At 56.2% G+C, this 24,100-nt stretch carries 22 protein-coding genes; 16 read left to right on the top strand and 6 right to left on the bottom strand.

What is annotated here, in order from left to right; all coding sequences use genetic code 11:
* Positions 1-6: 6 nt before the first annotated feature.
* The 5 genes from ubiI (at position 7) to P2R09_RS20165 (ending at position 6,913) form a co-directional block, all read left to right on the top strand.
* Positions 7-1,209 carry an FAD-dependent 2-octaprenylphenol hydroxylase gene (gene ubiI, locus P2R09_RS20185; protein WP_275772327.1) on the top strand — a complete coding sequence of 401 codons (1,203 nt, stop codon included), beginning with the start codon at positions 7-9 and terminating at the stop codon, positions 1,207-1,209.
* A gap of 432 nt (positions 1,210-1,641) precedes the next feature.
* Positions 1,642-2,739 (top strand): glycine cleavage system aminomethyltransferase GcvT, encoded by a 1,098-nt coding sequence (gene gcvT / locus P2R09_RS20180; RefSeq protein ID WP_275772325.1) that lies wholly within the window; start codon positions 1,642-1,644, stop codon positions 2,737-2,739.
* A gap of 23 nt (positions 2,740-2,762) precedes the next feature.
* On the top strand, positions 2,763-3,149 hold the full coding sequence (gcvH, locus tag P2R09_RS20175; RefSeq protein WP_275772323.1) for a glycine cleavage system protein GcvH: 387 nt from the start codon (positions 2,763-2,765) through the stop codon (positions 3,147-3,149).
* A gap of 80 nt (positions 3,150-3,229) precedes the next feature.
* Entirely contained in the window at positions 3,230-6,103 is a 2,874-nt protein-coding gene (gene gcvP, locus P2R09_RS20170) for an aminomethyl-transferring glycine dehydrogenase (RefSeq protein ID WP_275772321.1), read from the top strand.
* 66 nt (positions 6,104-6,169) lie between these two features.
* Positions 6,170-6,913: an SDR family oxidoreductase gene (locus P2R09_RS20165; protein ID WP_275772320.1), complete on the top strand. Its 744-nt coding sequence runs from the start codon at positions 6,170-6,172 to the stop codon at positions 6,911-6,913.
* A 30-nt stretch (positions 6,914-6,943) separates the two neighbouring features.
* Here the strand turns inward: P2R09_RS20165 and P2R09_RS20160 are convergent, their stop codons facing one another.
* Positions 6,944-8,383 carry a 6-phospho-beta-glucosidase gene (locus P2R09_RS20160; RefSeq protein ID WP_275772319.1) on the bottom strand — a complete coding sequence of 480 codons (1,440 nt, stop codon included), beginning with the start codon at positions 8,381-8,383 and terminating at the stop codon, positions 6,944-6,946.
* Positions 8,384-8,498: 115 nt separating this feature from the next.
* Positions 8,499-9,218, bottom strand: coding sequence for a MurR/RpiR family transcriptional regulator (locus P2R09_RS20155; protein ID WP_275772317.1), 720 nt, complete (start codon positions 9,216-9,218; stop codon positions 8,499-8,501).
* A gap of 169 nt (positions 9,219-9,387) precedes the next feature.
* Between P2R09_RS20155 and P2R09_RS20150 the strand changes: the two genes are divergently transcribed.
* On the top strand, positions 9,388-10,053 hold the full coding sequence (locus P2R09_RS20150; protein WP_275772315.1) for a hemolysin III family protein: 666 nt from the start codon (positions 9,388-9,390) through the stop codon (positions 10,051-10,053).
* Positions 10,054-10,102: 49 nt separating this feature from the next.
* Here the strand turns inward: P2R09_RS20150 and ygfZ are convergent, their stop codons facing one another.
* Entirely contained in the window at positions 10,103-11,089 is a 987-nt protein-coding gene (gene ygfZ, locus P2R09_RS20145; protein ID WP_275772313.1) for a tRNA-modifying protein YgfZ, read from the bottom strand.
* 226 nt (positions 11,090-11,315) lie between these two features.
* Between ygfZ and sdhE the strand changes: the two genes are divergently transcribed.
* Positions 11,316-11,582, top strand: a complete 267-nt coding sequence (gene sdhE / locus P2R09_RS20140) for an FAD assembly factor SdhE (protein ID WP_003852881.1) — start codon at positions 11,316-11,318, stop codon at positions 11,580-11,582.
* Entirely contained in the window at positions 11,557-11,967 is a 411-nt protein-coding gene (locus P2R09_RS20135; RefSeq protein WP_275772310.1) for a protein YgfX, read from the top strand. Before sdhE ends, P2R09_RS20135 begins: the two co-directional genes overlap by 26 nt.
* Positions 11,968-12,046: 79 nt before the next feature.
* Here the strand turns inward: P2R09_RS20135 and fldB are convergent, their stop codons facing one another.
* Complete coding sequence (gene fldB / locus P2R09_RS20130) at positions 12,047-12,565, bottom strand: flavodoxin FldB (protein WP_275772307.1); 519 nt, start codon at positions 12,563-12,565, stop codon at positions 12,047-12,049.
* Positions 12,566-12,667: 102 nt separating this feature from the next.
* Between fldB and xerD the strand changes: the two genes are divergently transcribed.
* From xerD to lysS, 5 genes are all read left to right on the top strand, one after another.
* Positions 12,668-13,561, top strand: coding sequence for a site-specific tyrosine recombinase XerD (gene xerD / locus P2R09_RS20125; RefSeq protein ID WP_003852887.1), 894 nt, complete (start codon positions 12,668-12,670; stop codon positions 13,559-13,561).
* Positions 13,562-13,582: 21 nt separating this feature from the next.
* Entirely contained in the window at positions 13,583-14,296 is a 714-nt protein-coding gene (dsbC, locus tag P2R09_RS20120) for a bifunctional protein-disulfide isomerase/oxidoreductase DsbC (RefSeq protein WP_275772305.1), read from the top strand.
* A 3-nt stretch (positions 14,297-14,299) separates the two neighbouring features.
* Positions 14,300-16,036, top strand: a complete 1,737-nt coding sequence (gene recJ, locus P2R09_RS20115; RefSeq protein ID WP_275772303.1) for a single-stranded-DNA-specific exonuclease RecJ — start codon at positions 14,300-14,302, stop codon at positions 16,034-16,036.
* Between the two features lie 231 nt (positions 16,037-16,267).
* Positions 16,268-17,366, top strand: a protein-coding gene (prfB, locus tag P2R09_RS20110) for a peptide chain release factor 2 (protein WP_099257461.1) whose coding sequence is annotated in 2 segments (ribosomal slippage) — positions 16,268-16,342 and positions 16,344-17,366 — 1,098 coding nt in all. Because the reading frame shifts where the segments join, the coding sequence is not laid out codon by codon here.
* A 2-nt stretch (positions 17,367-17,368) separates the two neighbouring features.
* Positions 17,369-18,889, top strand: a complete 1,521-nt coding sequence (lysS, locus tag P2R09_RS20105; protein ID WP_275772300.1) for a lysine--tRNA ligase — start codon at positions 17,369-17,371, stop codon at positions 18,887-18,889.
* A gap of 304 nt (positions 18,890-19,193) precedes the next feature.
* Here lysS and P2R09_RS20100 read toward each other — a convergent pair whose 3' ends face one another.
* On the bottom strand, positions 19,194-19,820 hold the full coding sequence (locus tag P2R09_RS20100) for a serine protease (protein ID WP_275772298.1): 627 nt from the start codon (positions 19,818-19,820) through the stop codon (positions 19,194-19,196).
* A 360-nt stretch (positions 19,821-20,180) separates the two neighbouring features.
* On the opposite strand from P2R09_RS20100, the gene P2R09_RS20095 reads away from it, so the two are divergent.
* Positions 20,181-21,344: an MFS transporter gene (locus tag P2R09_RS20095; RefSeq protein ID WP_275772296.1), complete on the top strand. Its 1,164-nt coding sequence runs from the start codon at positions 20,181-20,183 to the stop codon at positions 21,342-21,344.
* On the opposite strand, the gene P2R09_RS20090 is transcribed toward P2R09_RS20095, so the two are convergent.
* Positions 21,341-22,261, bottom strand: coding sequence for a LysR family transcriptional regulator (locus P2R09_RS20090; protein ID WP_275772294.1), 921 nt, complete (start codon positions 22,259-22,261; stop codon positions 21,341-21,343). The two genes, P2R09_RS20095 and P2R09_RS20090, sit on opposite strands and share 4 nt — an antisense overlap.
* Before the next feature lie 102 nt (positions 22,262-22,363).
* Here P2R09_RS20090 and lysA point away from each other — a divergent pair, with 102 nt between their 5' ends.
* Together lysA and P2R09_RS20080 are read left to right on the top strand one after the other, a co-directional pair.
* The gene (gene lysA, locus P2R09_RS20085) at positions 22,364-23,620 is read left to right on the top strand and encodes a diaminopimelate decarboxylase (RefSeq protein ID WP_275772292.1); all 1,257 of its coding nucleotides are present in this window, start codon (positions 22,364-22,366) and stop codon (positions 23,618-23,620) included.
* 3 nt (positions 23,621-23,623) lie between these two features.
* On the top strand, positions 23,624-24,073 hold the full coding sequence (locus P2R09_RS20080; protein WP_275772290.1) for a GNAT family N-acetyltransferase: 450 nt from the start codon (positions 23,624-23,626) through the stop codon (positions 24,071-24,073).
* Positions 24,074-24,100: the final 27 nt, after the last annotated feature.

Raw genomic sequence — 24,100 nt, 5'->3', positions numbered from 1 at the left:
GCTCAGATGCAAACTTTTGATGTGGTGATCGCCGGTGGCGGTATGGTGGGGCTGGCGGTGGCCTGCGGCTTGCAGGGCAGCGGACTGCGCATCGCCGTGCTGGAAAAATCGCCGGAGCCACCGCTGGCGCTGAGTGCGTCACCGTCGATTCGCGTGTCGGCGATAAATGCCGCCAGCGAAAGGCTGCTGCAGAAGCTGGATGTCTGGTCGACCATTCTTTCGCTGCGCTGCTGCGCATATCACGGCATGGAAGTGTGGGATAAGGACAGCTTTGGCTCCATCGCTTTTGATGATGAGCAGCAGGGCTTGTCACATCTGGGCCATATCATCGAAAACCCGGTGATTCACACTGCGCTCTGGCAACGTGCCAGCGCCTGCAGCGACGTGACGATAATGGCACCTTCGCAGTTACAGCAGGTGGCATTTGGTGACAACGAAGCCTTTGTTACGCTGCAGGATGGCAGCATGTTAAGCGCGCGATTACTGATTGCCGCTGACGGTGCTAACTCCTGGCTGCGTAATAAAGCTGACATTCCGCTGACTTTCTGGGATTACGATCACCGTGCGTTAGTGGCTAACGTCCGCACTGAGAAGCTGCACGACGCGGTGGCCCGCCAGGTGTTCCACGGCGACGGTATTCTGGCTTTCCTGCCGATGCAGGATCCGCATCTGAGCTCCATCGTCTGGTCGCTCTCGCCACAGGAAGCGAGCCGTCTGGAAACCATGCCGGAAGCGCTGTTCAATCAGCAACTCTCAGTGGCGTTTGATATGCGCCTCGGCCTGTGCCAGCTGGAAAGCGAGCGCAAATCGTTCCCGCTGGTAGCGCGCTATGCCCGCAACTTTGCGGCACACCGTCTGGCGCTGGTGGGCGATGCGGCTCACACCATTCATCCGCTGGCGGGGCAGGGCGTAAACCTTGGCTTTATGGATGCCGCCGAGTTGATTGGCGAGATTCGCCGTCTGCATCAGCAGGGCAAAGATATTGGTCAGCATCTCTATCTGCGTCGCTACGAGCGCAGCCGTAAACACAGCGCCGCAATGATGCTGGCAGGCATGCAGGGCTTCCGGGAGATGTTCGCCGGCAATAATCCGGCGAAAAAACTGCTGCGTGACGTCGGTCTGAAGCTGGCTGATCGTCTGCCAGGGGTAAAACCTATGATGCTGAAGCAGGCGATGGGCCTGAATGATTTACCCGCCTGGCTTCGCTAAATTCTCGCCTTTTGATAAGCCAGCGTCTGCTGGCTTTTTTTATGTCTGAATCCCTCTGCACCACCAAAAGGCAATGCTGCACCAGTCCGGGTCTTCGTTTGATTTATTCTAATTTTGCGAGCAATTTCGCATTACTTTTTCTCATTCCTCTCTTTGCGGGTAGCGGGATTTTTTTAACATCCTGAACGCCTTGCCGCATAAATTTGCTGTGTATATTTAAATTACCTGCATTTATTGCGCGATTAATCACAAAATTGCAGTTTTTTATCCTGTCACCGGCGGTTTCTGGTTAGGCTGTGCATCTGCGTTCGACCCCGGTTTTCTTATGGTTAATCGTCAGATTCGGTGGTAACGTCAGTCGTAAGAGAACGTTTGCGTCGGTACTCAATTCCGACGCACTTTTGCCCTCACTCGCTTCTGCACAGGATGGTTATGACTCAGCAAACACCTCTGTTTGAACAGCATCAGGCCTGCGGTGCCCGCATGGTGGATTTTCATGGCTGGATGATGCCATTGCACTATGGCTCCCAGATGGATGAACATCATGTGGTGCGCACTGACGCCGGGATGTTTGATGTCTCTCACATGACCATCGTCGACCTGACAGGACCGCGTACCCGCGAATTCCTGCGCTACCTGCTGGCGAATGATGTGGCAAAACTGACGCAGCCGGGCAAAGCGCTCTACACCGGGATGCTGAATGCGTCGGGTGGCGTCATTGACGATTTGATTGTTTACTTTATGAGCGAATCGTTCTTCCGGCTGGTGGTGAACTCCGCAACCCGTGAAAACGATCTCGCCTGGATCACGCAACATGCGCAGGGTTATGGCATTACGCTGACGGAACGCGATGACCTGGCGCTGATTGCTGTGCAGGGTCCGCAGGCGCAGCAGAAAGCGCAGACGCTGTTCAGCGAGGAGCAGCGTCAGGCTGTGGCTGGCATGAAGCCGTTTTTTGGTGTGCAGTCAGGTGACCTGTTTATCGCGACCACCGGTTACACCGGCGAAGCGGGATATGAAATTGCGATGCCCGCCGGTGAGGCAGCCGATTTCTGGCAGCGCCTGCTGGCAGCTGGCGTAAAACCTGCCGGACTGGGCGCACGCGACACACTGCGCCTGGAAGCCGGAATGAATCTTTATGGTCAGGAGATGGACGAAGGCGTTTCACCGCTGGCCGCCAACATGGGCTGGACGGTGTGCTGGGAACCTTCTGACCGCGATTTCATTGGCCGGGAAGCGCTGGAACTGCAGCGTGAACGAGGCACAGAAAAGCTGGTGGGGCTGATCCTCACAGAAAAAGGGGTGCTGCGTAACGGCCAGCCGGTGCGTTTCACCGATGACCAGGGGCAGCCACAGAAGGGGATCATTACCAGTGGTTCTTTCTCACCGACGCTGGGTTGCAGCATCGCCCTGGCGCGCGTACCGGCCTCGGTCGGCAGCACCGCCATCGTTGAGATCCGTAACCGCCAGATGCCCGTCCAGGTTACTCGTCCCGTTTTTGTCCGCGCCGGTAAACCGGTCGCTCAGTAAATTTTATTCAGGAGAAATGGCCAATGAGCAATGTGCCGAATACGTTGAAGTACCGCGACAGCCACGAATGGGTGCGCAAAGAATCCGATGGCAGCTACACCGTGGGTATTACTGAACATGCGCAGGAGTTACTGGGCGACATGGTATTTGTCGATCTGCCTGAAGTGGGCGCGACGTTTGCCGCCGGTGAAGAGTGCGCTGTGGCAGAGTCCGTTAAAGCGGCGTCAGATATCTATGCGCCAATTAGCGGTGAGATTGTGGCGGTCAACGATGCCCTGACTGACTCACCGGAGCAGGTCAACAGTGAGCCTTATGACGGCGGCTGGTTATTTAAAATCAAAGCCAGCGACGCGTCTGAAATCGACACGCTGCTGGATGCGGATGCTTATAAAGCCTCCATCGACGAGTAATCGTCAGGCGGCCTCAGACAGAGGCCGCAGATTTCTGTTTGCTCTCCGGTTCCCCCAGCCCGATTCAGGATTTACTGCTAATGACTCAGACTCTCAGCCAGCTTGAACACAACGGTGCATTCATTGAGCGCCATATCGGTCCTTCACCTGAGCAGCAGGCGCAGATGCTTGACGCGATTGGTGCCCGTTCGCTGGACGCGTTAATCAGCACGATTGTGCCGGCAGACATTCAGCTGCCGGGCCCACCCGCCGTTGGCGAAGCCGCGACTGAACAGCAGGCGCTGGCCGAACTGAAAGCCATTGCCAGTCAGAATCTGCGTTACAAATCCTGGATTGGTATGGGATACAGCGCGGTCATCACTCCGCCGGTTATCCTGCGTAATATGCTGGAAAATCCGGGCTGGTACACTGCCTATACCCCGTATCAGCCTGAAGTCTCGCAGGGCCGCCTGGAAGCACTGCTGAACTTCCAGCAGCTGACGCTGGATCTTACCGGCATGGATATTGCGTCCGCCTCTTTGCTGGATGAAGCCACGGCTGCAGCCGAAGCGATGGCGATGGCAAAACGCGTCAGTAAGCTCAAAAACGCCAATAAATTCTTCATTGCCGACGATATTCATCCGCAGACGCTGGATGTGGTCCGGACTCGTGCAGAGACATTCGGTTTTGAACTGATCATCGACAGCGCCGACAAGGCAGCGGATCACGACGACCTGTTTGGTGTGCTGCTGCAACAGGTGGGAACGACAGGCAACGCGCACGATTACAGCGCGCTGATTGCCGGGCTGAAAGCACGCAAAGTCGTGGTCAGCGTGGCGGCAGACTTTATGTCGCTGGTGTTACTGGAAGCGCCAGGCAAACAGGGCGCAGACATTGTTTTTGGTTCTGCTCAGCGCTTCGGCGTGCCGATGGGTTACGGCGGTCCGCACGCAGCCTTCTTCGCCAGCCGCGACGAGCATAAACGTTCTATGCCAGGCCGCATCATCGGTGTGTCACGTGATGCCGCAGGCAACACAGCACTGCGCATGGCGATGCAGACCCGTGAACAACATATCCGTCGTGAAAAGGCTAATTCCAACATCTGTACGTCGCAGGTGCTGCTGGCAAACATTGCGGGTCTCTATGCGGTTTTCCACGGCCCGGCTGGTCTGAAACGTATTGCCTCACGCATTCACCGCTTCACCAGCATCCTGGCAGCCGGACTGCAGCAGGGCGGCCTGAAACTGCGCCATCAGCACTGGTTCGATACGCTGACGGTGGAAGTGGCGGATAAAGCCGCTGTGCTGAACCGCGCTCTGTGCTTTGGTGTTAACCTGCGCAGCGACATCCATAATGCCGTTGGCATCACGCTGGATGAAACCACCTGCCGCGAAGATATTCTGGCGTTGTTTGCTATTCTGCTGGGTGATGAACATGGCCAGGATCTGGAAAAACTCGACAGCGAAGTCGCTAGTGAAAGCCACGCGATTCCTGCTGGCCTGCAGCGTCACAGCGAGATCCTGACCCATCCGGTGTTCAACCGTCATCACAGCGAAACCGAGATGATGCGTTATATGCACAGCCTTGAGAAAAAGGATCTGGCGCTGAATCAGGCGATGATCCCGCTCGGATCCTGCACCATGAAGCTCAACGCTGCCGCTGAGATGATCCCGATCACCTGGCCGGAGTTTGCTGAGCTGCATCCATTCTGCCCGGCTGAACAGGCTACCGGCTATCTGCAGATGATCGGCCAGCTGTCGCAGTGGCTGGTGCAGCTCACCGGCTATGATGCACTCTGCATGCAGCCTAACTCTGGCGCGCAGGGGGAATATGCCGGGCTGCTGGCGATCCGCCGCTATCACGAAAGTCGCGGCGAGGGCGATCGTCATCTCTGTCTGATCCCGAGTTCGGCACACGGTACGAACCCGGCCTCAGCCCAGATGGCGGGCATGGACGTGGTCGTGGTCGCGTGCGACAAACAGGGCAACATCGACCTTGGCGACCTGCGTGAAAAGGCGGCGCAGGCGGGCGACAAACTTTCCTGTATCATGGTGACTTATCCATCTACCCACGGCGTCTATGAAGAGACCATCCGCGAAGTGTGCCAGATCGTGCATCAGTACGGCGGTCAGGTGTATCTGGATGGCGCGAACATGAATGCGCAGGTCGGCATCACCACGCCAGGCTACATCGGCGCAGATGTCTCGCACCTCAATCTGCACAAAACCTTCTGCATTCCGCACGGCGGTGGTGGTCCGGGTATGGGACCGATTGGCGTGAAAGCGCACCTGGCTCCCTTTGTTCCGGGGCACAGCGTGGTGCAGATCGACGGTGTACTGACGCAGCAGGGCGCGGTCTCCGCAGCGCCGTTTGGCAGCGCCTCTATTCTGCCGATTAGCTGGATGTACATTCGCATGATGGGCGCCGAAGGGCTGAAACAGGCCAGTTCGGTCGCGATTCTGAATGCTAACTATATTGCCAGCCGCCTGCAGTCTGCTTATCCGGTGCTCTATACCGGCCGCGATGGCCGTGTGGCGCACGAATGTATTCTCGACATCCGTCCGCTGAAAGAGCAAACCGGCATCAGCGAGCTGGATATTGCTAAGCGCCTGATCGATTACGGATTCCATGCGCCGACCATGTCCTTTCCGGTGGCGGGCACGCTGATGGTGGAGCCGACCGAGTCAGAGAGCAAAATCGAACTGGATCGCTTTATTGACGCAATGCTGGCGATCCGTATGGAGATTGACCGGGTGGCGGCAGGGGAATGGCCGCTGGACGACAACCCACTGGTTAATGCGCCACATACCCAGCTGGAAATCGTCAGTGAATGGTCACATCCTTACAGCCGTGAACTGGCTGTCTTCCCGGCGGGCAGCCATAACAAATACTGGCCGACAGTAAAACGCCTGGATGATGTGTTTGGCGACCGCAATCTGTTCTGCTCCTGCGTGCCGATGAGCGATTATCAGTAATCTCCCTACGGGCAAGCGTTAATCATCAGGGGCCGATTCGTCGGCCCTTTTTTATGGAGAATCAGCATGAAACTGGCACTGGTTACGGGTGGCAGCCGCGGTATCGGGCGGGCCACGTCACTGTTACTGGCAGCCCGGGGTTATCGGGTTGCAGTGAACTATCGTCAGCGCGAGGCCGAAGCGCAACAGCTGGTGGCCCAGATCCAGCAGCAGGGCGGTGAAGCCTTTGCGGTTCAGGCGGATATCAGTGATGAAGCGCAGGTGATGGCGATGTTTGCGCAGCTCGACAAGGACTCTTTGCCGCTGGCGTTGCTGGTGAACAACGCCGGGATTCTGTTTCAGCAATGCCGCACCGAACAGCTTGAGGCGGCGCGACTGCAAAAGGTCTTTGCGACCAACGTCATCGGATCCTTTCTCTGCTGTCGTGAGGCGGTTAAGCGGATGGGCACGCATCACGGCGGTCAGGGCGGCGCGATTGTAAACGTCTCGTCGGCCGCGTCGCGTACCGGTGCGCCTGGCGAATATGTTGATTACGCCGCCTCAAAAGGGGCGATGGATACGCTGACCAAAGGATTGTCGCTGGAAGTGGCGCAGCAGGGGATTCGGGTCAATGGCGTACGTCCGGGATTTATCTATACAGAGATGCATGCCGATGGTGGAGAGCCGAGCAGGGTGGACAGGCTTGCCAGCGCAATTCCGATGGGGCGCGGCGGTGAGGCAGAAGAGGTGGCGGAAGCGATTGTCTGGCTGGCCAGCGATGCGGCCTCATATGTCACCGGCAGCATCATTGACGCTGCCGGTGGTCGTTAACTAGCTTCGAAGCTTATGCGGCTTCAGGAATCAGAGGTTTTCGCCGTTGCTGGCGATAACCTGCTGATACCAGCTGAAGCTTTTCTTCTTCGCACGAGAAAAGTCGCCGCTGCCATCATCGTTTTTATTCACATGAATAAAGCCGTAGCGCTTATCGTACTGGCCGGTGGTAAAAGAGACGCAATCCAGGCAACCCCATGGTGTGTAGCCCATTAAATCCACACCATCATACGCTACGGCTTTCTTCATCTCTTCGATGTGCGCACGCAGGTAGTCGATGCGGTAATCATCTTCAATCAGCCCGTCAGCGCCGGGCTTATCGATCGCACCAAAGCCGTTTTCGACAATAAACAGCGGCTTCTGGTAACGCTCGTAGATCTCGTTCATGGCATAACGCAGGCCGACCGGATCAATCTGCCAGCCCCAGTCTGACGCTTTCACATGCGGGTTTTTCACCACACCTTCAAAGCCGGTGATCGGATCGTCAACGCCGCTGGCATCGCTCTTCACGGCGTTGCTCATGTAGTAGCTGAAACCGACATAGTCTGCACAGCCCTGGCGCAGCGTCTCAGCATCGTCCGCTTCCATCTGAATGTCATAACCTTTACGTGCCCACTCCCTGAGCGTGTAGGCCGGATAGTAGCCACGCATCTGCACGTCACTGAACACATAGCGCTGATGCATCGACTCCTGCGCCAGCACCACATCGTCCGGGTGGCAGGAGAACGGGTAGACAGGGACCATGGCGATCATGCAGCCAATCTGGAAGTCAGGATTGATGTCGTGACCGAGCTTCACCACTTTAGCGCTGGCAACAAACTGGTGGTGCATGACCTGATACATTGCCTGTTCAGGTTTCTCATGCTCGGTAAAGATCACACCTGAACAGCAGTAACCAAACAGCGGATACTGCCAGTTGCGCTGGTTGTTGATCTCGTTAAAGGTCATCCAGTATTTCACTTTGTTCTTATAGCGGTTCAGCACCACTTCGCTGAAGCGCACAAAGAAGTCGACCACTTTGCGGTTGTGCCAGCCGCCATACTCTTTGACCAGGTGATAAGGCATTTCGAAGTGCGAAAGCGTGATGACCGGTTCAATGCCATACTTCAGCAGTTCATCAAACAGATCGTCATAGAATTGCAGGCCCGCTTCATTAGGCTGCTGCTCATCTCCGTTGGGGAAGATGCGGGTCCAGGCAATGGAGGTGCGGAAGCATTTAAAGCCCATCTCGGCAAACAGCGCGATATCCTGTTTATAATGAGAATAAAACTCCACGCCTTTGTGGTTCGGGTAGAAATGACCAGGCTGTACGCCGTCGGTGATCACGCGGTCAACGCCGTGTGAACCGCCGGTCAGCACGTCAGCAATGCTGACGCCTTTGCCGCCCTGATCCCAGCCACCTTCAACCTGATGCGCCGCGACCGCACCGCCCCAAAGAAAGCCTTTTGGTAACTGCAATTCTGCACTCATGCTTTACTCCATTACGGATATTGAAATTGAGCTGAGTGTAGCAAGGCAATATTGAAAGTCACGATATAACAGCGCGCCTGGAATTACGTTTGTTACATCCAGAAAACAGGCTGTTTTATTTCCCCAGCTGGCGGCCTATTGCTTCAATAATATAGGTCACCGGTACCTGAGTGGTAATGTCAGAATTGTCGGCCATGCGAATAATCGGCACGTGATAGCAGAGGTTAAAATCACCAATCTTCGCCAGAGAGCAGCTTTCCGTATTCGTTATCGCAATGATTTTGCACTTCTTCAGGCTGAACTGACTGGCAATGCGCAGGATCTCTTCCGTTTCGCCGGAGACCGATAAAATAATGGCGACGGTATTTTCATACAGGTCAGTGCTGACCGGATAGTAGGGGTCGTCAATGGCGTGACTGAATTTACCGAGGTTAGAGAAAAATCGCGCGCCATATTTTGCCAGACTGCCGGAGGTGCCGACGCCAATAAAGAAAACCCGATCCGCCTGATTAATTTTCTGCGCAGCCTGCGTGATGAGCTGTTCAAACTCCGGGTTATTAATGCTCTTGAAAAAACTCAGCATTTCACTGACGCCCGCCGTGTTGAGCAGCGGTGCACTCTGTTGTTCGCTTAAGCGCAGGCGGATGCGGAACTCTGACCAGCCTTCACAATCCATCTTGCGGCAGAAGCGCAGCACGGTGGTGGTGGAGACGGCAGCCTGCTCAGCCAGCTCGCGAATCGTCATATAGCTGACGCCCTCGCGGTGCTTAATGATGAATTGATAGACCTGCATTTCCAGATCGTTAAGGCGGGCGAGATCGCGATGCGAAAACATGAATGACTCATTGAACAGTTGACCGAAGGTCAGTTTACCAGATTCAGTACGTGGTTTAAGGGATAGTGAATTTCTGTGAGCATTTTTAGCGTACACGTGTACACTGAAAAAATTATTGGCTACGCTGGGTAACAGTGACTACTGCTATGGAGCTGTTCAGGAAACTAATATGACCACCACACTCTCTCAAAAACATCGACCCTCTGCGGGCTATTCCATCACCGAGGAGATTGCCAACAGTATCAGTCACGGTCTTGGCTGCCTGTCTGGCATCGTCGGGCTGGTGCTGATGCTCCATCAGGCCACTGAGAGGCAGGCTGACACCATCACCTTTATCAGCTACAGCCTCTATGGCGGCAGCATGATTTTGCTGTTTCTGGCCTCAACGCTCTATCACGCGATCCCGGATGGGCCCGCCAGACCCTGGCTGAAAAAGCTCGATCACTGTGCCATCTATCTGCTGATTGCGGGGACCTATACGCCGTTTCTGCTGGTCGGATTGAGGACGACCCTGGCGTATGGGTTAATGGCGGTGATCTGGGGGCTGGCGCTGGCGGGTATTGTGTTCAAGCTCACGATTGCACATCGCTTTAAAGCGCTGTCGCTGGTGACCTATCTCTGCATGGGGTGGCTGTCGCTGATTGTGGTTTATCAGCTGGCGATGATTCTGCCACCGGGCTGCATCTGGCTGCTGGCCGCAGGCGGAATTATCTATTCGCTTGGAGTGATTTTCTATGTGGCACGCCGCATTCCCTTTAACCACGCCATCTGGCATTTGTTTGTGCTGGGCGGCAGTCTCTGCCACTTCTGCGCCATCTATTTTTATGTGCGCTGAGTAGCTTGCGGCATGGCCCTTCCGTTAATGAAAGGGCCATGCGGTTACATCACTCTTCAGCCAGCGAGTAGGGCAGCGGCTGAATGGTCAGATGCCCGCCTTCGTCACCTTCAACCCGCAGCACGCTGTCCGGCTCCAGATCGTTATTCAGCACTACCTGAATCCAGCTGATTCCATCATCTAACTGCACCGCAGCCAGCACGCTGCCGGTACGACGCCAGCGCTCACCCATCTGTATCTCCAGCGGAGCATTGGCTTCGGGCAGATGACTTGCCTGACCCGCCAGCCAGTAGAGCGCGCGTTTATTGGCACCGCGATATTTCGCTCTGGCGACCATCTCCTGACCGGCATAGCAGCCCTTTTTGAAGCTGATAGCATCCAGCGCCTGCAGGTTGGTGGCCTGAGGAATAAACTGCACACTGGTGGCCGGATCGATTACCGGAATGCCCGCTTCAATGTCCAGCGCCAGCCACTGCTGACTGTCATTGAACTGCGCATCATCGTTGAGCTTCTGCTTCAGGGTTTCTGCCATAGCCTGCGAGGTAACAATCAGAAAACGTTCGGCGGGATGGGCAAACCACAGCAGCGTGGTTTCTCCCTGCTGCACGACCGGTTTCTCACTGTTGGGCAGGCTATCAAACAGATTCGCCAGCGCGGCGCGGGCCTGAAAACCGGCCAGGCCCAGCAACACGGACTCATCGTCAGCTGCCATCGTCACTTTCGAAAACACCGCGTATTTTTTTAACTCAGTCAGCTGGGTGTCGCGCAGTTCACGGCGGATCACGTAGACGTAGCCTTCGCCGCGATGGAACAGGCGCATATTGCTCCACATTTTGCCTTTGGCATCGCAGTGTGCGGCGGGCGAATGGTGGTCTGCATCCAGCGCCGCGACATCCAGCGTTAGCTGACCCTGCAGGTAAGCGGTACTGTCAGCACCGGTAACGGAAACCAGCGCCCAGCTATCCAGTGACATCAGGGTTAATGGCAGACGAGACGACGCGGCAGGCTGGCGCGGCGGTAAAGTAAAAGTGGGCATGGAGATATCCTGTATTAGAAGGTTCATCCGGAACATTGTCTTCAATGTTAAAAGAGCCGACTGGCAATGCAACCTGTTTACGGAAAACGGCGCACAAAAGGCGTGATAACCCTGAAAAGCTACAATCTGAAATGTGGCAGGTTGCACAGCCTGCGACGCTGCGCCTGCGAGCTGCATTAAACCAGGTTACACTAGCGGCCACGTTGTGAATTGTGGAAATTGATGCATGGATATTAATGATAAATCACGTATTCAGTGGGCTTGCCGTCGCGGCATGCTGGAACTGGATGTGGCTATTATGCCGTTCTTCAAATTTGAGTATGACACGCTTAATGACACTGATAAGCAGGTCTTTGTTAACCTGCTGAAGAGTGACGATCCTGACCTGTTTAACTGGCTGATGAATCACGGTGAGCCAAAAGATCCAGAGCTTAAGCGGATGGTGAATTTGATCCAGCAGCGTAACCATGATCGCGGCCCCGTGGCAATGTAAGCTGCAGCCCTCCCGCATGGCGTGCGGATGTCTGTGCGCCTGGCTGGTGGCAGCCGTGACTGGCGTCGCGTTGATGACGCTGCCGGTGGGCGGCTGGCTGATTAAAGTGCCGGTTATTCTGTTGTTGCTGGCTGAAGGCTGGTGCAGCTTCCGACGATTGCGTCAGCGGCACGGTGAGTTACAGCGGGAAGGCGGTCATTGCTGGATCTGGCAGGGAAAACGCTGGCGACCGACCCAGCCGCTGCGCTGGTTACCGATTGGCGTCTTGCTGGTGGCCAGGAGTGAAAAGGGCGCTACGCTGCGATGGTGGCTGATGCGGGACAATATGCAGCCCGGCGAATGGCGAGCATTACGCGCCTGCTGTTTCAGCAAAGCGCGGCATTAACGGCAACAGGGCAGACTATTATCTGCAGGCATCTGCAGGCGCTCGGGTTCTACAGCGGCAATCCAGAGCACGGAATCGTTCAGAGCAGTGCAGCGGTTTCGGTTAATACCTGCTCGCACCACTGCTCAACGCGCTCATCGGTGACCTCGAACTGATTCACATCATCCAGCGCCAGACCCACAAATTGCGAGCCATCGGCACTCAGCGGTTTAGGACTGGTGAACTCATAGCCCGCAAGCGGCCAGTAGCCGACAAACCGCACGCCCATGGGCTGCAGCAAATCGTGCAGCATGCCGAGCGCATCTAAAAACCACTCGCCATAGCCAATCTGATCGCCCATGCCATACAGCGCAACAATCTTGTTTTGCAGATTCAGCGCGGGCAGTTGCGTCCAGATCGCCTCCCAGTCCTCCTGCAACTCACCGAAATCCCAGGTCGGGATGCCCATGATCAGCAAATCGTACTGTTCCATCAGGCGTGGGTCGTCATCTTTCACGTTATGCAGCGTCACTAACTCTTCGCCAATAAAATCGCGAATTTTCTCCGCTACAATTTCGGTGTAACAGGTACTTGAACCGTAAAAAAGACCGATTTTCATGCAGATAACACTCTGTAAATACTGACTTTGGCGCAATTGTACCAGAAGCGCTGCTGAATCAGGCATAATGAGCATGATTTTACACCAGACGGCGGAGACAACGTGCAGGACAGCGATCTGACAGAACAGTTTCTTGATGCGCTCTGGATTGAACGCAATCTGGCGCAGAATACTCTCTCCTCTTATCGTCAGGATCTTCAGACACTGACCGGCTGGCTGGCGCATCACCAGCTGACGCTGCTCAGCGTGACGCCGCTCGATCTGCAGCAGTTCCTGGCCGAACGGCTGGAGGGCGGTTACAAAGCGACCAGCTCAGCGCGGTTGCTCAGCGCCATGCGTCGACTGTTCCAGTATCTTTATCGCGAAAAGCTGCGACCGGACGATCCGAGCGCGCTGCTGTCCGCGCCAAAACTACCGCAGCGTTTGCCGAAAGATCTCAGTGAAGCGCAGGTCGAACGACTTTTACAGGCGCCGAATATCGATATTCCGCTGGAGCTGCGCGACAAAGCAATGCTGGAGCTGCTCTACGCCACCGGCCTGCGTGTCTCCGAACTGATTGGCCTGACGCTCAGCGACATCAGCCTGCGGCAGGGCGTTGTCCGGGTTATCGGTAAAGGCGATAAAGAGCGGCTGGTGCCTTTAGGTGAAGAAGCGGTTTACTGGCTGGAGCAATATATGGAACATGGTCGTCCGTGGCTGCTCAATGGGCAGACGCTGGACGTGATGTTTCCCAGCAATCGGGCGCAGCAGATGACGCGCCAGACCTTCTGGCATCGCATCAAGCATTACGCCACGCTGGCGGGGATCGACAGCGAAAAGTTATCGCCGCATGTAATGCGTCATGCCTTTGCGACCCATCTGCTGAACCACGGTGCGGATCTGCGTGTCGTACAGATGCTGCTGGGACATAGCGATCTCTCCACCACCCAAATTTATACGCACGTCGCCACTGAGCGCCTGCGTCAGTTGCATCAACAACACCATCCGCGAGCCTGATTCGCGGCCATAAGGATAAAAATGAACAAGCATTTTGCCATGCTGGCCCTGTTAGCCAGCGCCTTTTCCGGTCTCGCACAGGCCGATGACAGCGCCATTCAGCAATCCCTTAAAAAACTCGGTCTGAACCAGACGGAGATCACTCCATCCCCGCTGCCTGGCTTTAAAACCGTGCTGTCGGAAAGCGGCGTGCTCTATGTTACCGATGACGGTAAACATATGATCCAGGGCCCGCTCTATGACGTCAGCGGCAAACAGCCGGTCAACGTCACCAACCAGCTGCTGGATAAAAAAGTCGAGGCGCTGGTGCCGGAGATGATCGTCTACAAAGCCCCGAAAGAGCAGCATGTGATCACCGTCTTCACCGACATCACCTGTGGTTACTGCCACAAGCTGCACGAGCAGATGGCCGACTACAATGCGCTGGGCATTACCGTGCGCTACATGGCGTTTCCGCGAGAGGGACTGAATGGTCAGATCGAACCGGCAATGAAGGCGATCTGGTGCAGCGCTGACCGCAATAAAGCGTTTGATGAGGCGATGAAAGGCAATGCGCCGAAGATGGCCGCACCAGACAGCTGCAAAATCGATATTTCTCAGCATTACAAACTGGGCGTGCTGTTTGGCATTCAGGGCACCCCTGCGATGCTGACTGACACCGGCATGATGATTCCGGGTTATCAGTCGCCGCAGGAGCTGAAGCAGGTGCTGGACAATCAGAAGCGTGGTGGTTAATCGGTGGTAAAACAGGAAGTGGAACTGCGTCGCCGTGAGGTGACGGTTGACGATGCGCTACCGGCCACGCTGCCGCCTTTGCTGAAGCGGCTCTATCTCCAGCGCGGCGTGCGTGACGCCGCCGAGCTGGAGCGCGGTGCGAAAAACCTGCTGCCGTACCAGTCATTAAGCGGGATAGAGAGTGCAGTGGAACTGCTGCATCAGGCGCTGCTGGATGGGCGTCGCATTATGGTAGTGGGCGACTTTGATGCCGATGGTGCGACCAGTACCGCGCTGACGGTCATGGCGCTGCGCAGCATGGGCGGTGGCAACGTGCAGTATCTGGTGCCTAACCGCTTTGAAGATGGTTATGGCCTTAGCCCGGAAGTGGTTGAGCAGGCGCGTGCGCGCGGTGCGGCGATGATCCTGACGGTCGATAACGGCATCTCCTCCCACGCTGGCGTTGATTTTGCTCATCAGCACGGGATTCCGGTGCTGATTACCGACCACCATCTGCCCGGCGAGACGTTACCCGCCGCTGAGGCGATCGTGAATCCTAATCTGCCGGACTGCAACTTTCCCTCGCGCGCGCTGGCGGGCGTGGGCGTCGCGTTCTATCTGATGCTGGCGCTGCGCGCCCATCTGCGCACTAAGGGATGGTTTGGCACCACCCGCACGGAACCGAATCTGGCGGAGATGCTGGATCTGGTCGCGCTTGGCACGGTAGCCGATGTGGTGCCGCTCGACGTCAATAACCGCATTCTGGTGTGGCAGGGGCTCAGCCGCATTCGTGCCGGAAAATGCCGGCCAGGCATCCGCGCGCTGCTGGAGATTGCTAATCGCGATGCCCGTCAGCTGGCGGCCAGCGATCTCGGCTTTGCGCTGGGACCACGACTCAACGCCGCGGGCCGGCTCGACGATATGTCGGTGGGCGTTGCGCTGTTAATGACCGACGATCTCAGCCAGGCGCGCATGCTGGCCAGCGAACTGGACGCGCTAAACCAGACGCGTAAAGAGATCGAGCAGGGCATGCAGAGCGAAGCGCTGGCGCTGTGTCAGGCGCTGGAGCGCGAGCAGCGCGATCTGCCGCTGGGGCTGGCCTTCTATCATCCCGAATGGCATCAGGGCGTGGTGGGGATTCTGGCATCACGTCTTAAAGAGCGCTTCCATCGTCCTGTTATTGCCTTTGCGCCAGCGGGCGACGGCACGCTGAAAGGCTCGGGCCGCTCGATTGCCGGACTGCATCTGCGCGATGCGCTGGAGCGTCTGGATACCCTGAATCCTGGTCTGATGCTAAAGTTTGGCGGTCACGCCATGGCAGCCGGCTTATCGCTGGAAACCGCACGCTACGAGGAGTTTCGTCAGCGCTTTGCCGATCTGGTCGGTGAGTGGCTGGATGGCGAATCGCTGCAGGGCATCATCTGGTCAGATGGCGCGTTACAGCCGCAGGAGTTTTCCCTGCAGACCGCAGAAATGTTGCGCGAAGCCGGGCCCTGGGGCCAGGCGTTTCCGGAACCCGCTTTTGACGGCAAATTTAAGCTGCTGCAACAGCGGCTGGTGGGCGAGCGACACCTTAAAGTCATGGTCGAGCCGCTGGACGGCGGTCCGCTGATCGACGGTATCGCCTTTAATGTCGATACCACGCTGTGGCCCGACAGCAGCATTCGTCAGGTTGAGCTGGCCTATAAGCTGGATATCAATGAGTATCGTGGTAACCGCTCGGTGCAGCTGATTATCGACCATATCTGGCCGCTGAACTGAGTTAAACAGGGTGCGCGCGTCTCCGGTTACGACAGATGCGCGACCGCCCGATTATTTTCTGCGTTATTCTGCTGCGCGCGAGGATGTCACCGCGATCCGATAAGCAAATGCGACACGTCACGCAACCCCGGTATCAGCCCGCTGTCTCAGCGCTACAATCTGCCGCCAGTTTCGGGTAAACTTGTGCGTTAATTTTCCTGTCCCATCGAACATAAGAAAGACGCTAAAGCCATGTTTGAAATTAACCCGGTCAAAAACCGTATTCAGGACCTCAGTGAGCGCAGCGACGTTCTTCGGGGGTATCTTTGACTACGATGCCAAGAAAGAACGCCTCGAAGAAGTAAACGCCGAGCTGGAACAGCCCGATGTCTGGAACGAACCTGAGCGCGCTCAGGCGCTGGGCAAAGAGCGCTCCTCGCTGGAAGCGATCGTGCAGACGCTGGATCAGATGTCGCAGGGCCTGGAAGATGTGCAGGGTCTGCTTGAACTGGCTGTAGAAGCGGAAGACGAAGAGACCTTCGACGAAGCGGTTGCCGAGCTGGATGTCCTTGAGGGCAAGCTGGGTGAACTGGAATTCCGCCGCATGTTCTCTGGCGAGTATGACAGCGCCGACTGCTATATCGATCTGCAGGCGGGTTCCGGCGGCACCGAAGCGCAGGACTGGGCCAGCATGCTGATGCGTATGTATCTGCGTTGGGCCGAAGCGAAAGGCTTCAAAACTGAAATTATCGAAGAGTCTGAAGGTGAAGTTGCAGGCATCAAGTCTGTGACCATTCGCGTGTCAGGCGACTACGCTTTTGGCTGGTTACGCACCGAAACCGGCGTGCATCGCCTGGTGCGTAAGAGCCCGTTTGACTCCGGCGGCCGTCGTCACACCTCATTCAGCTCTGCCTTTATCTACCCGGAAGTGGATGACGATATTGATATCGACATCAACCCAGCCGATCTGCGCATTGACGTTTATCGTGCGTCGGGTGCGGGCGGCCAGCATGTTAACCGGACGGAATCTGCGGTACGTATTACCCATATTCCAACCGGTACTGTCACCCAGTGTCAGAATGACCGTTCTCAGCACAAGAACAAAGATCAGGCGATGAAGCAGATGAAAGCGAAGCTGTACGAGCTTGAGATGCAGAAGAAAAATGCTGAGAAACAGGCGCTGGAGGACAACAAGTCCGACATTGGCTGGGGAAGTCAGATCCGTTCTTACGTTCTTGATGATGCACGCATCAAAGATCTGCGCACCGGCGTAGAGACACGTAACACCCAGGCGGTGCTGGACGGCGATCTGGATCGATTCATTGAAGCTAGTTTAAAAGCAGGGTTATAGACATGTCTGAACAACAACCGCAGAGCGCTGATGCCGCCGTTGAGTTAAATAACGAACTGAAAACGCGCCGCGAAAAGCTGAGTGCGCTGCGTGCCAACGGTCTGGCGTTTCCCAACGACTTCCGTCGTGACAGCCTTTCAAACCAGCTGCTGGAAAGCTATGGCGAGAAGAGCAACGAAGAGCTGGAAGCGCTGGATATCGAAGTCAGCGTCGCCGGACGCATGATGACCCGCCGTATCATGGGTAAAGCCTCTTTCGTCACTCTGCAGGATGTGGGCGGCCGGATTCAGCTTTACGTCTCTCGTGACGATCTGGCTGAAGGCATCTACAACGAGCAGTTCAAGAAATGGGACCTCGGCGATATCCTGGGTGCGCGTGGCAAACTGTTCAGAACCAAGACCGGCGAACTGTCGATTCACTGTTCAGAACTGCGCCTGCTGACCAAAGCCCTGCGCCCGCTGCCGGACAAATTCCACGGCCTGGCCGATCAGGAAACCCGTTATCGTCAGCGTTACCTTGATCTGATCGCCAACGAAGAGTCACGCAACACCTTCAAAATTCGTTCGCAGATCATGGCCGGCATTCGCCAGTTCATGGTAGGCCGCGACTTTATGGAAGTGGAAACCCCGATGATGCAGGTGATCCCGGGCGGCGCCTCTGCGCGTCCGTTCATCACCCATCACAATGCGCTGGATATCGACATGTATCTGCGTATTGCACCAGAGCTTTACCTGAAGCGTCTGGTAGTGGGTGGCTTCGACCGCGTGTTCGAGATCAACCGTAACTTCCGTAACGAAGGTATTTCGCCACGTCATAACCCAGAGTTCACTATGATGGAACTCTATATGGCCTATGCGGATTACAAAGATCTGATCGAACTGACCGAAAGCCTGTTCCGTACTCTGGCGCAGGATGTGTTGGGCAGCGCGGTCGTGCCTTACGGTGAGCAGGAGTTTGATTTCGGCAAGCCGTTTGAAAAACTGACCATGCGTGAAGCGATCAAGAAATATCGTCCGGAAACGGATCTGGCCGATCTGGAAGACTTTGATAAAGCGGTGGCGATTGCACAATCCCTGCATATCAAAGTGGAGAAGAGCTGGGGTCTGGGCCGCGTCGTGACCGAGATCTTCGAAGAGACGGCAGAAGCGCATCTGATTCAGCCAACCTTCATCACTGAATATCCGGCTGAAGTCTCGCCACTCGCCCGTCGTAACGACGAGAATCCGGAAATCACCGATCGCTTTGAGTTCTTCATTGGCGGTCGTGAAATCGGTAACGGCTTCTCCGAGCTTAATGATGCGGAAGATCAGGCTGAGCGTTTCCTGCAGCAGGTGAATGCCAAAGATGCCGGTGACGACGAAGCGATGTTCTACGACGAAGACTATGTTACCGCGCTGGAACATGGCCTGCCGCCAACCGCCGGTCTGGGTATCGGGATTGACCGTATGGTGATGCTGTTTACTAACAGCCACACGATCCGCGATGTGATTCTGTTCCCGGCACTGCGTCCAGGCAGCAAGTAAGTCTGACTGTTCTCAGAAAAGGCCGGGCATACCGGCCTTTTTTATGTCTGCTGAAAGAGTATGGCCCGGTTCGCTATGAGATCGAGCCTGCTCAGGGAACACGGTCAGATCGGAAAGACGCAAAAGCCGTCATCCATGACCGCTCGGCCCGCGCCATCCCTGGCGCGGGACGCTTTCTTTTTCTGACCGTATTCCCTGCGCGCTTACTTTATCCGTTGCTGTCAGATGCACTCTGATTCGGCGTTGTCAGCACGAAAAAGGCCGGAAGTTCCGGCCTTTTTTACCACTGTCCATTCAGCACACATCAGGACTTGATCGCCTGATCCAGCCAGCTCTGAAAGCGGGAATAGGGCACATAGAGCGCAACGTTTTTATAGAGTGTCTTACCGCTGACATTGTCATTAATGTTATTGCTGTAGCCAATAATCACACCCGCCAGCGTATCATCAGAGGCGTTATAGACCGCGCCGCCTGACATCCCTTTCACCACACCCGCATTCGCAGCCACTACAACGCAGTCCGGCTTATTCCAGCTGTTCGCCAGCGTGGTATTAATCAGGTTTTGCCCGCTGGAGCTGACCGGCATGGCCGAAATAAAACTGTAGCCGTAGAGATTTACCTGGTCGCCGATATGGCTGTTACGAAAGCTGGGTGGCAGATTCATTTCGCTGTTTTTATGGTAGACCACGGCCAGATCGCATTGCGGATGCCAGGCTTTAACCCGGTAAAGAGAGAACTTCGCCACATGTGCAGCGGTCAGGCTGTACTCCGGCGTCAGCGGGATGGTGGTACCCAGCGTGCCTAAACCCAGCACGGTAGGAATGCCGGTCACGGTCATATCAACGCGTTTTTCCGCTTCTTTACTGTACTCATAATGCCCCACCGAGCAGCCAGTTAAGCCTAAAACCATTAAGGCTATGAGTCGTTGCATTCTCTCTCCCTGCGTCAGCAGTTGATTACATCACCTGGCAATTCATTAGGGATATATCGGCAACTTTAAGGATTTATTAATTAAATACGCATTAAAAAGCGTAATCGGTTCACGGAGAATGACAACCTGGACCGGGTTCGCCGGGGTCTTTCAGGTATGGTCCGCAGGCAGAGAAGGAAAGTTGCGACAGGCACAGCGACACGATTATTGCGGCCTCAGCAATAATCCTTTGCTGCATACAGGCTATGTCGTGCACCAGCGCTATGCTGTAATACTCACTGTGACGCAGATCAAATTTAATAAGCGTCGAGGGGCTGCGTGTCCGCGCGGTTCACCTGCAAATGAAACCGGGAGAGTGTTATGCCTGTAGCATTAATGGCGCTGGCGTTAAGTGCGTTTGCCATCGGAACCACCGAGTTTGTCATTATGGGATTGCTGCCGGAGGTGGCGCGTGACCTTCAGGTGTCGATTCCGTCGGCGGGCTGGCTGATCAGCGGCTATGCGCTGGGGGTAGCAATTGGTGCGCCGATTATGGCGTTGCTGACCGCCAGACTGCCGCGCAAAAAAACGCTGATTCTGCTGATGGTGATCTTTATTGTCGGCAACCTGCTGTGTGCGCTGGCTTACAACTATAACCTGCTGATGCTGGCCAGAATCGTTACCGCACTCTGCCACGGTGCCTTCTTCGGGATTGGCGCGGTGGTCGCCGCCAGTCTGGTGCCTGCCGGGCGTCAGGCTTCGGCTGTGGCACTGATGTTTACAGGGCTGACCTTAGCTAACGTGCTGGGCGTGCCGCTGGGAACCAGTTTCGGACAGATGTTTGGCTGGCGAGCGACCTTCTGGGGCGTGGCGGTGATCGGCGTGCTGGCGTTTATCGCGCTGATCGTCAGTCTGCCCAACAACAAACAGGAAAAACCGGTTCATCTGGCGAGTGAAATTGGCGCACTGGCCAACGGCAAACTGTGGCTGTCGCTGCTGATGACGGTGTGCTTTGCGGCGGCGATGTTTGCACTGTTCAGCTACATTGCGCCGCTATTGTTAGAGGTGACGGGCATTAGCGACCGCGGCGTCAGCTGGACGCTGTTCCTGATAGGTGCGGGCCTGACAGTTGGCAATATTCTCGGCGGTAAACTGGCTGACTGGAAAGTCTCTTTCAGCCTGATCCTGAGCTTCTCACTGATCGCCATCTTCTCGCTGCTGTTCAGCTGGACCAGCCATGCGCTGTGGCTGGCGGAGATCACCCTGTTCCTCTGGGCGATGGCAACCTTTGCCACGGTGCCGGGTCTGCAAATCAACGTAGTGCGTCACGGCAAAGAAGCACCGAACCTGGTCTCAACCCTTAACATTTCGGCATTCAACGTTGGTAACGCGCTGGGTGCCTGGGTCGGTGGCGCAGTGATTGGCCGCGGATTCGGCCTGACGGCGGTGCCGGTTGCTGCGGCTGCGCTGGCCGCCATCGGTCTGCTGGTCTGTCTGATTACCTTTCGTAAATCGGGCCGTGCGACCGCCAGGGTTCACGCTTAAGCCAGGCGGGCGGTGATGCGTGCCGGAAAATCAGCCACCTGTTGTTGCAGATGGCTGACAAAGGCATCCACCAGCGCCGACGCAGGGCGGTGCTGCGGTCTCACCAGGCTGACGGTAAACGGAACTGCCACGCTGAACTTACGCATCACCACACCGCTGTCGGCGTAATCCAGCGCCGTCAGCGGATTCACAATCGAAATTCCCACGCCCGCCCTGACCATCGCGCATACCGAAGCGGCGCTGTGTGTCTCCATCACCAGCCGCCGTTCCACTCCCTGCTCCTGAAACAGCGCATCCAGCAGCTGACGATAGCTGTCGCTGCGCGACAGGCTCACATACTTTTCACCCGCAAAGTCGTGCGGCGTCAGCACCTCACGCTGACTTAAGGGGTGATTCTGCGGCAACACGCACACTTCATCGCAGGTCAGCAGGGCGAGGCGGTCAGTTCCGGCCGGCGCGTGCTGGGTTTCGGTTAAGCCGATATCGTAGCGCTGCGCCGACAGCCACTCCTCCAGCAGCGGCGACTCCTGCGGAATCACATTCAGACTTACATCCGGGTAGCGCTGTAAAAAGGGCTGACACAGCAGCGGCAGCAGCGACTGCGAAAAAACGGGCAGACAGGCGATCGACAGCTCGCCCTGACGAAACTGGCGCAGGCCTTCTGCCGCTTCCATGATGCGGTCCAGGCCATACCAGGAGCGCTGTACCTCTTCAAACAGACGCAATCCCTGCACCGTCGGCTGCAGGCGACCGCGTACCCGCCCGAACAGCTCTAATCCCAGCTGCTGCTCCAGACGTGCCAGCTCCCGACTGACCGTTGGCTGCGATGTGTGCAGCAGTGTGGCAGCCTGCGTCAGATTACCGCTGGTCATCACCGCATGAAAAATTTCGATATGCCGCCAGTTAATATTCGCCACGCCGTTTATCTATATCCATTCTGCATAGATGCTATTAAAACAGATATTTTTCGCTATGACACGAATCTGGCTTAATGCGGTTAACGCCACAGGAGAATTGTTATGCCACGTTCCTTACAGAATACCGAAACCGCACTCAACGCCGCTAACCTGCTGCCACTGGCACGTCGTTATAACGGACCGTTCTGGGCCTATGATGCGCAGATTATTCAGGCGCGTATTGCTCAGCTGCAGGCGTTTGATGTGGTGCGTTTTGCACAGAAAGCCTGCTCGAATACGCATATCCTGCGCCTGATGCGGGCAGCGGGGGTAAAAGTGGATTCGGTATCGCTGGGCGAGATCGAACGTGCGCTGGCTGCGGGATACCAGCCAGGTGGTGACGAGATCGTCTTTACTGCCGATCTGTTCGATCAACCGACGCTGGAGCGGGTGACTGCGTTAAAAGTGCCGGTGAATGCCGGCTCGATCGATATGCTGCATCAGCTCGGCGCGGTGTCACCTGGACACGCGGTGTGGCTGCGGGTCAACCCTGGCTTTGGTCACGGCCACAGCCAGAAAACCAATACCGGCGGCGAAAACAGTAAGCATGGGATCTGGCATGGCGACTTAGCAGAGGCGCTGGCAGCGATTAAACAGTACGGTCTGCAGCTGGTGGGCATCCACATGCATATCGGTTCAGGTGTGGATTATGCGCATCTTCAGCAGGTCTGTGATGCGATGGTGGAACTGGTGATGGCGTCAGGTCAGGATCTGACGGCAATCTCTGCGGGCGGTGGTCTTTCTATTCCTTATCGCTACGGTGAAGAGGCGATTGATACTCATCACTATTTCGGCCTGTGGGACGCAGCACGGCAGCGCATTGCTCAGCATCTGGGCCACGCGGTCAAGCTGGAGATCGAACCGGGTCGCTTCCTGGTGGCCGAGGCTGGCGTACTGGTGTCGCAGGTTCGGGCAGTGAAGTCGATGGGCAGCCGTCACTTCGTGCTGGTTGATGCCGGTTTCAGTGATCTGATGCGCCCATCCATGTATGGCAGCTATCACCATATCTCGCTGATGGCGGGCGATGAGCGGGCCATTGATGAGCAGCAGAAGATCGACACAGTAGTTGCCGGTCCGCTGTGCGAATCAGGCGATGTCTTTACTCAGCTGGAGGGCGGCATGGTCGAACCGCGCGCGATCCCGGCGGCGAAAGTGGGCGATTATCTGGTGTTCCACGACACCGGCGCTTACGGTGCTTCCATGTCTTCTAACTACAACAGCCGCCCCCTGATCCCGGAAGTGCTGTTTGAGCAGGGCCAGCCGCGCGAAATCCGCCGTGCACAAACTATTGAGTCGTTGCTGGCACTGGAAATCAGCTAATCCATGAAAATCGTCTCGCTCAGCGATGCACCGCAGTTTGCCGATCAGATCATCGACTGGCAGTGGCGCGCATTTGGTGACGCCACCAGTCGCGCGTTCTTCACCAGCGTGGTGAACAGCAGCCTGACCGGTGCTGACTTTCCGGTTACCTTTGTTGCTGTGGAAGCGGACAGGGCAGTCGGCACCGCGGGATTCTGGCGCTGCGACCTGATCAGCCGTCAGGATCTTTTTCCCTGGCTGGCTGCGCTCTATGTTGATGAGTCGTCGCGCGGCAAAGGTGTCAGCGAGGCGCTGCAGCAGCATGTGATAACTTATGCACAGGCGCGTGGCTATCCACGGTTGTGGCTCTGGTCAACGTTTGAGGGCTACTACGAACGATCTGGCTGGCTGCCCCAGGGAGAGGCCCTGGAGTATCCGGATAAACCAGTAAAACTCTATTATCGCGACCTGTAAGAGAGGCCAGCCACCAGGGCGGCAGCT

The sequence above is a fragment of the Pantoea sp. Cr_R13 genome (assembly GCF_029222565.1).
In the GTDB taxonomy this organism is placed as follows: domain Bacteria; phylum Pseudomonadota; class Gammaproteobacteria; order Enterobacterales; family Enterobacteriaceae; genus Pantoea; species Pantoea eucalypti.
This window is presented reverse-complemented; position numbering and strand designations above follow the sequence as displayed.

Coding starts and splice junctions, on each gene's coding strand:
- ubiI (WP_275772327.1), top strand. CDS start 7: ATGCAAACTTTTGATGTGGTGATCGCCGGTGGCGGTATGGTGGGGCTG.
- gcvT (WP_275772325.1), top strand. CDS start 1,642: ATGACTCAGCAAACACCTCTGTTTGAACAGCATCAGGCCTGCGGTGCC.
- gcvH (WP_275772323.1), top strand. CDS start 2,763: ATGAGCAATGTGCCGAATACGTTGAAGTACCGCGACAGCCACGAATGG.
- gcvP (WP_275772321.1), top strand. CDS start 3,230: ATGACTCAGACTCTCAGCCAGCTTGAACACAACGGTGCATTCATTGAG.
- P2R09_RS20165 (WP_275772320.1), top strand. CDS start 6,170: ATGAAACTGGCACTGGTTACGGGTGGCAGCCGCGGTATCGGGCGGGCC.
- P2R09_RS20160 (WP_275772319.1), bottom strand. CDS start 8,383: ATGAGTGCAGAATTGCAGTTACCAAAAGGCTTTCTTTGGGGCGGTGCG.
- P2R09_RS20155 (WP_275772317.1), bottom strand. CDS start 9,218: ATGTTTTCGCATCGCGATCTCGCCCGCCTTAACGATCTGGAAATGCAG.
- P2R09_RS20150 (WP_275772315.1), top strand. CDS start 9,388: ATGACCACCACACTCTCTCAAAAACATCGACCCTCTGCGGGCTATTCC.
- ygfZ (WP_275772313.1), bottom strand. CDS start 11,089: ATGCCCACTTTTACTTTACCGCCGCGCCAGCCTGCCGCGTCGTCTCGT.
- sdhE (WP_003852881.1), top strand. CDS start 11,316: ATGGATATTAATGATAAATCACGTATTCAGTGGGCTTGCCGTCGCGGC.
- P2R09_RS20135 (WP_275772310.1), top strand. CDS start 11,557: ATGATCGCGGCCCCGTGGCAATGTAAGCTGCAGCCCTCCCGCATGGCG.
- fldB (WP_275772307.1), bottom strand. CDS start 12,565: ATGAAAATCGGTCTTTTTTACGGTTCAAGTACCTGTTACACCGAAATT.
- dsbC (WP_275772305.1), top strand. CDS start 13,583: ATGAACAAGCATTTTGCCATGCTGGCCCTGTTAGCCAGCGCCTTTTCC.
- lysS (WP_275772300.1), top strand. CDS start 17,369: ATGTCTGAACAACAACCGCAGAGCGCTGATGCCGCCGTTGAGTTAAAT.
- P2R09_RS20100 (WP_275772298.1), bottom strand. CDS start 19,820: ATGCAACGACTCATAGCCTTAATGGTTTTAGGCTTAACTGGCTGCTCG.
- P2R09_RS20095 (WP_275772296.1), top strand. CDS start 20,181: ATGCCTGTAGCATTAATGGCGCTGGCGTTAAGTGCGTTTGCCATCGGA.
- lysA (WP_275772292.1), top strand. CDS start 22,364: ATGCCACGTTCCTTACAGAATACCGAAACCGCACTCAACGCCGCTAAC.
- P2R09_RS20080 (WP_275772290.1), top strand. CDS start 23,624: ATGAAAATCGTCTCGCTCAGCGATGCACCGCAGTTTGCCGATCAGATC.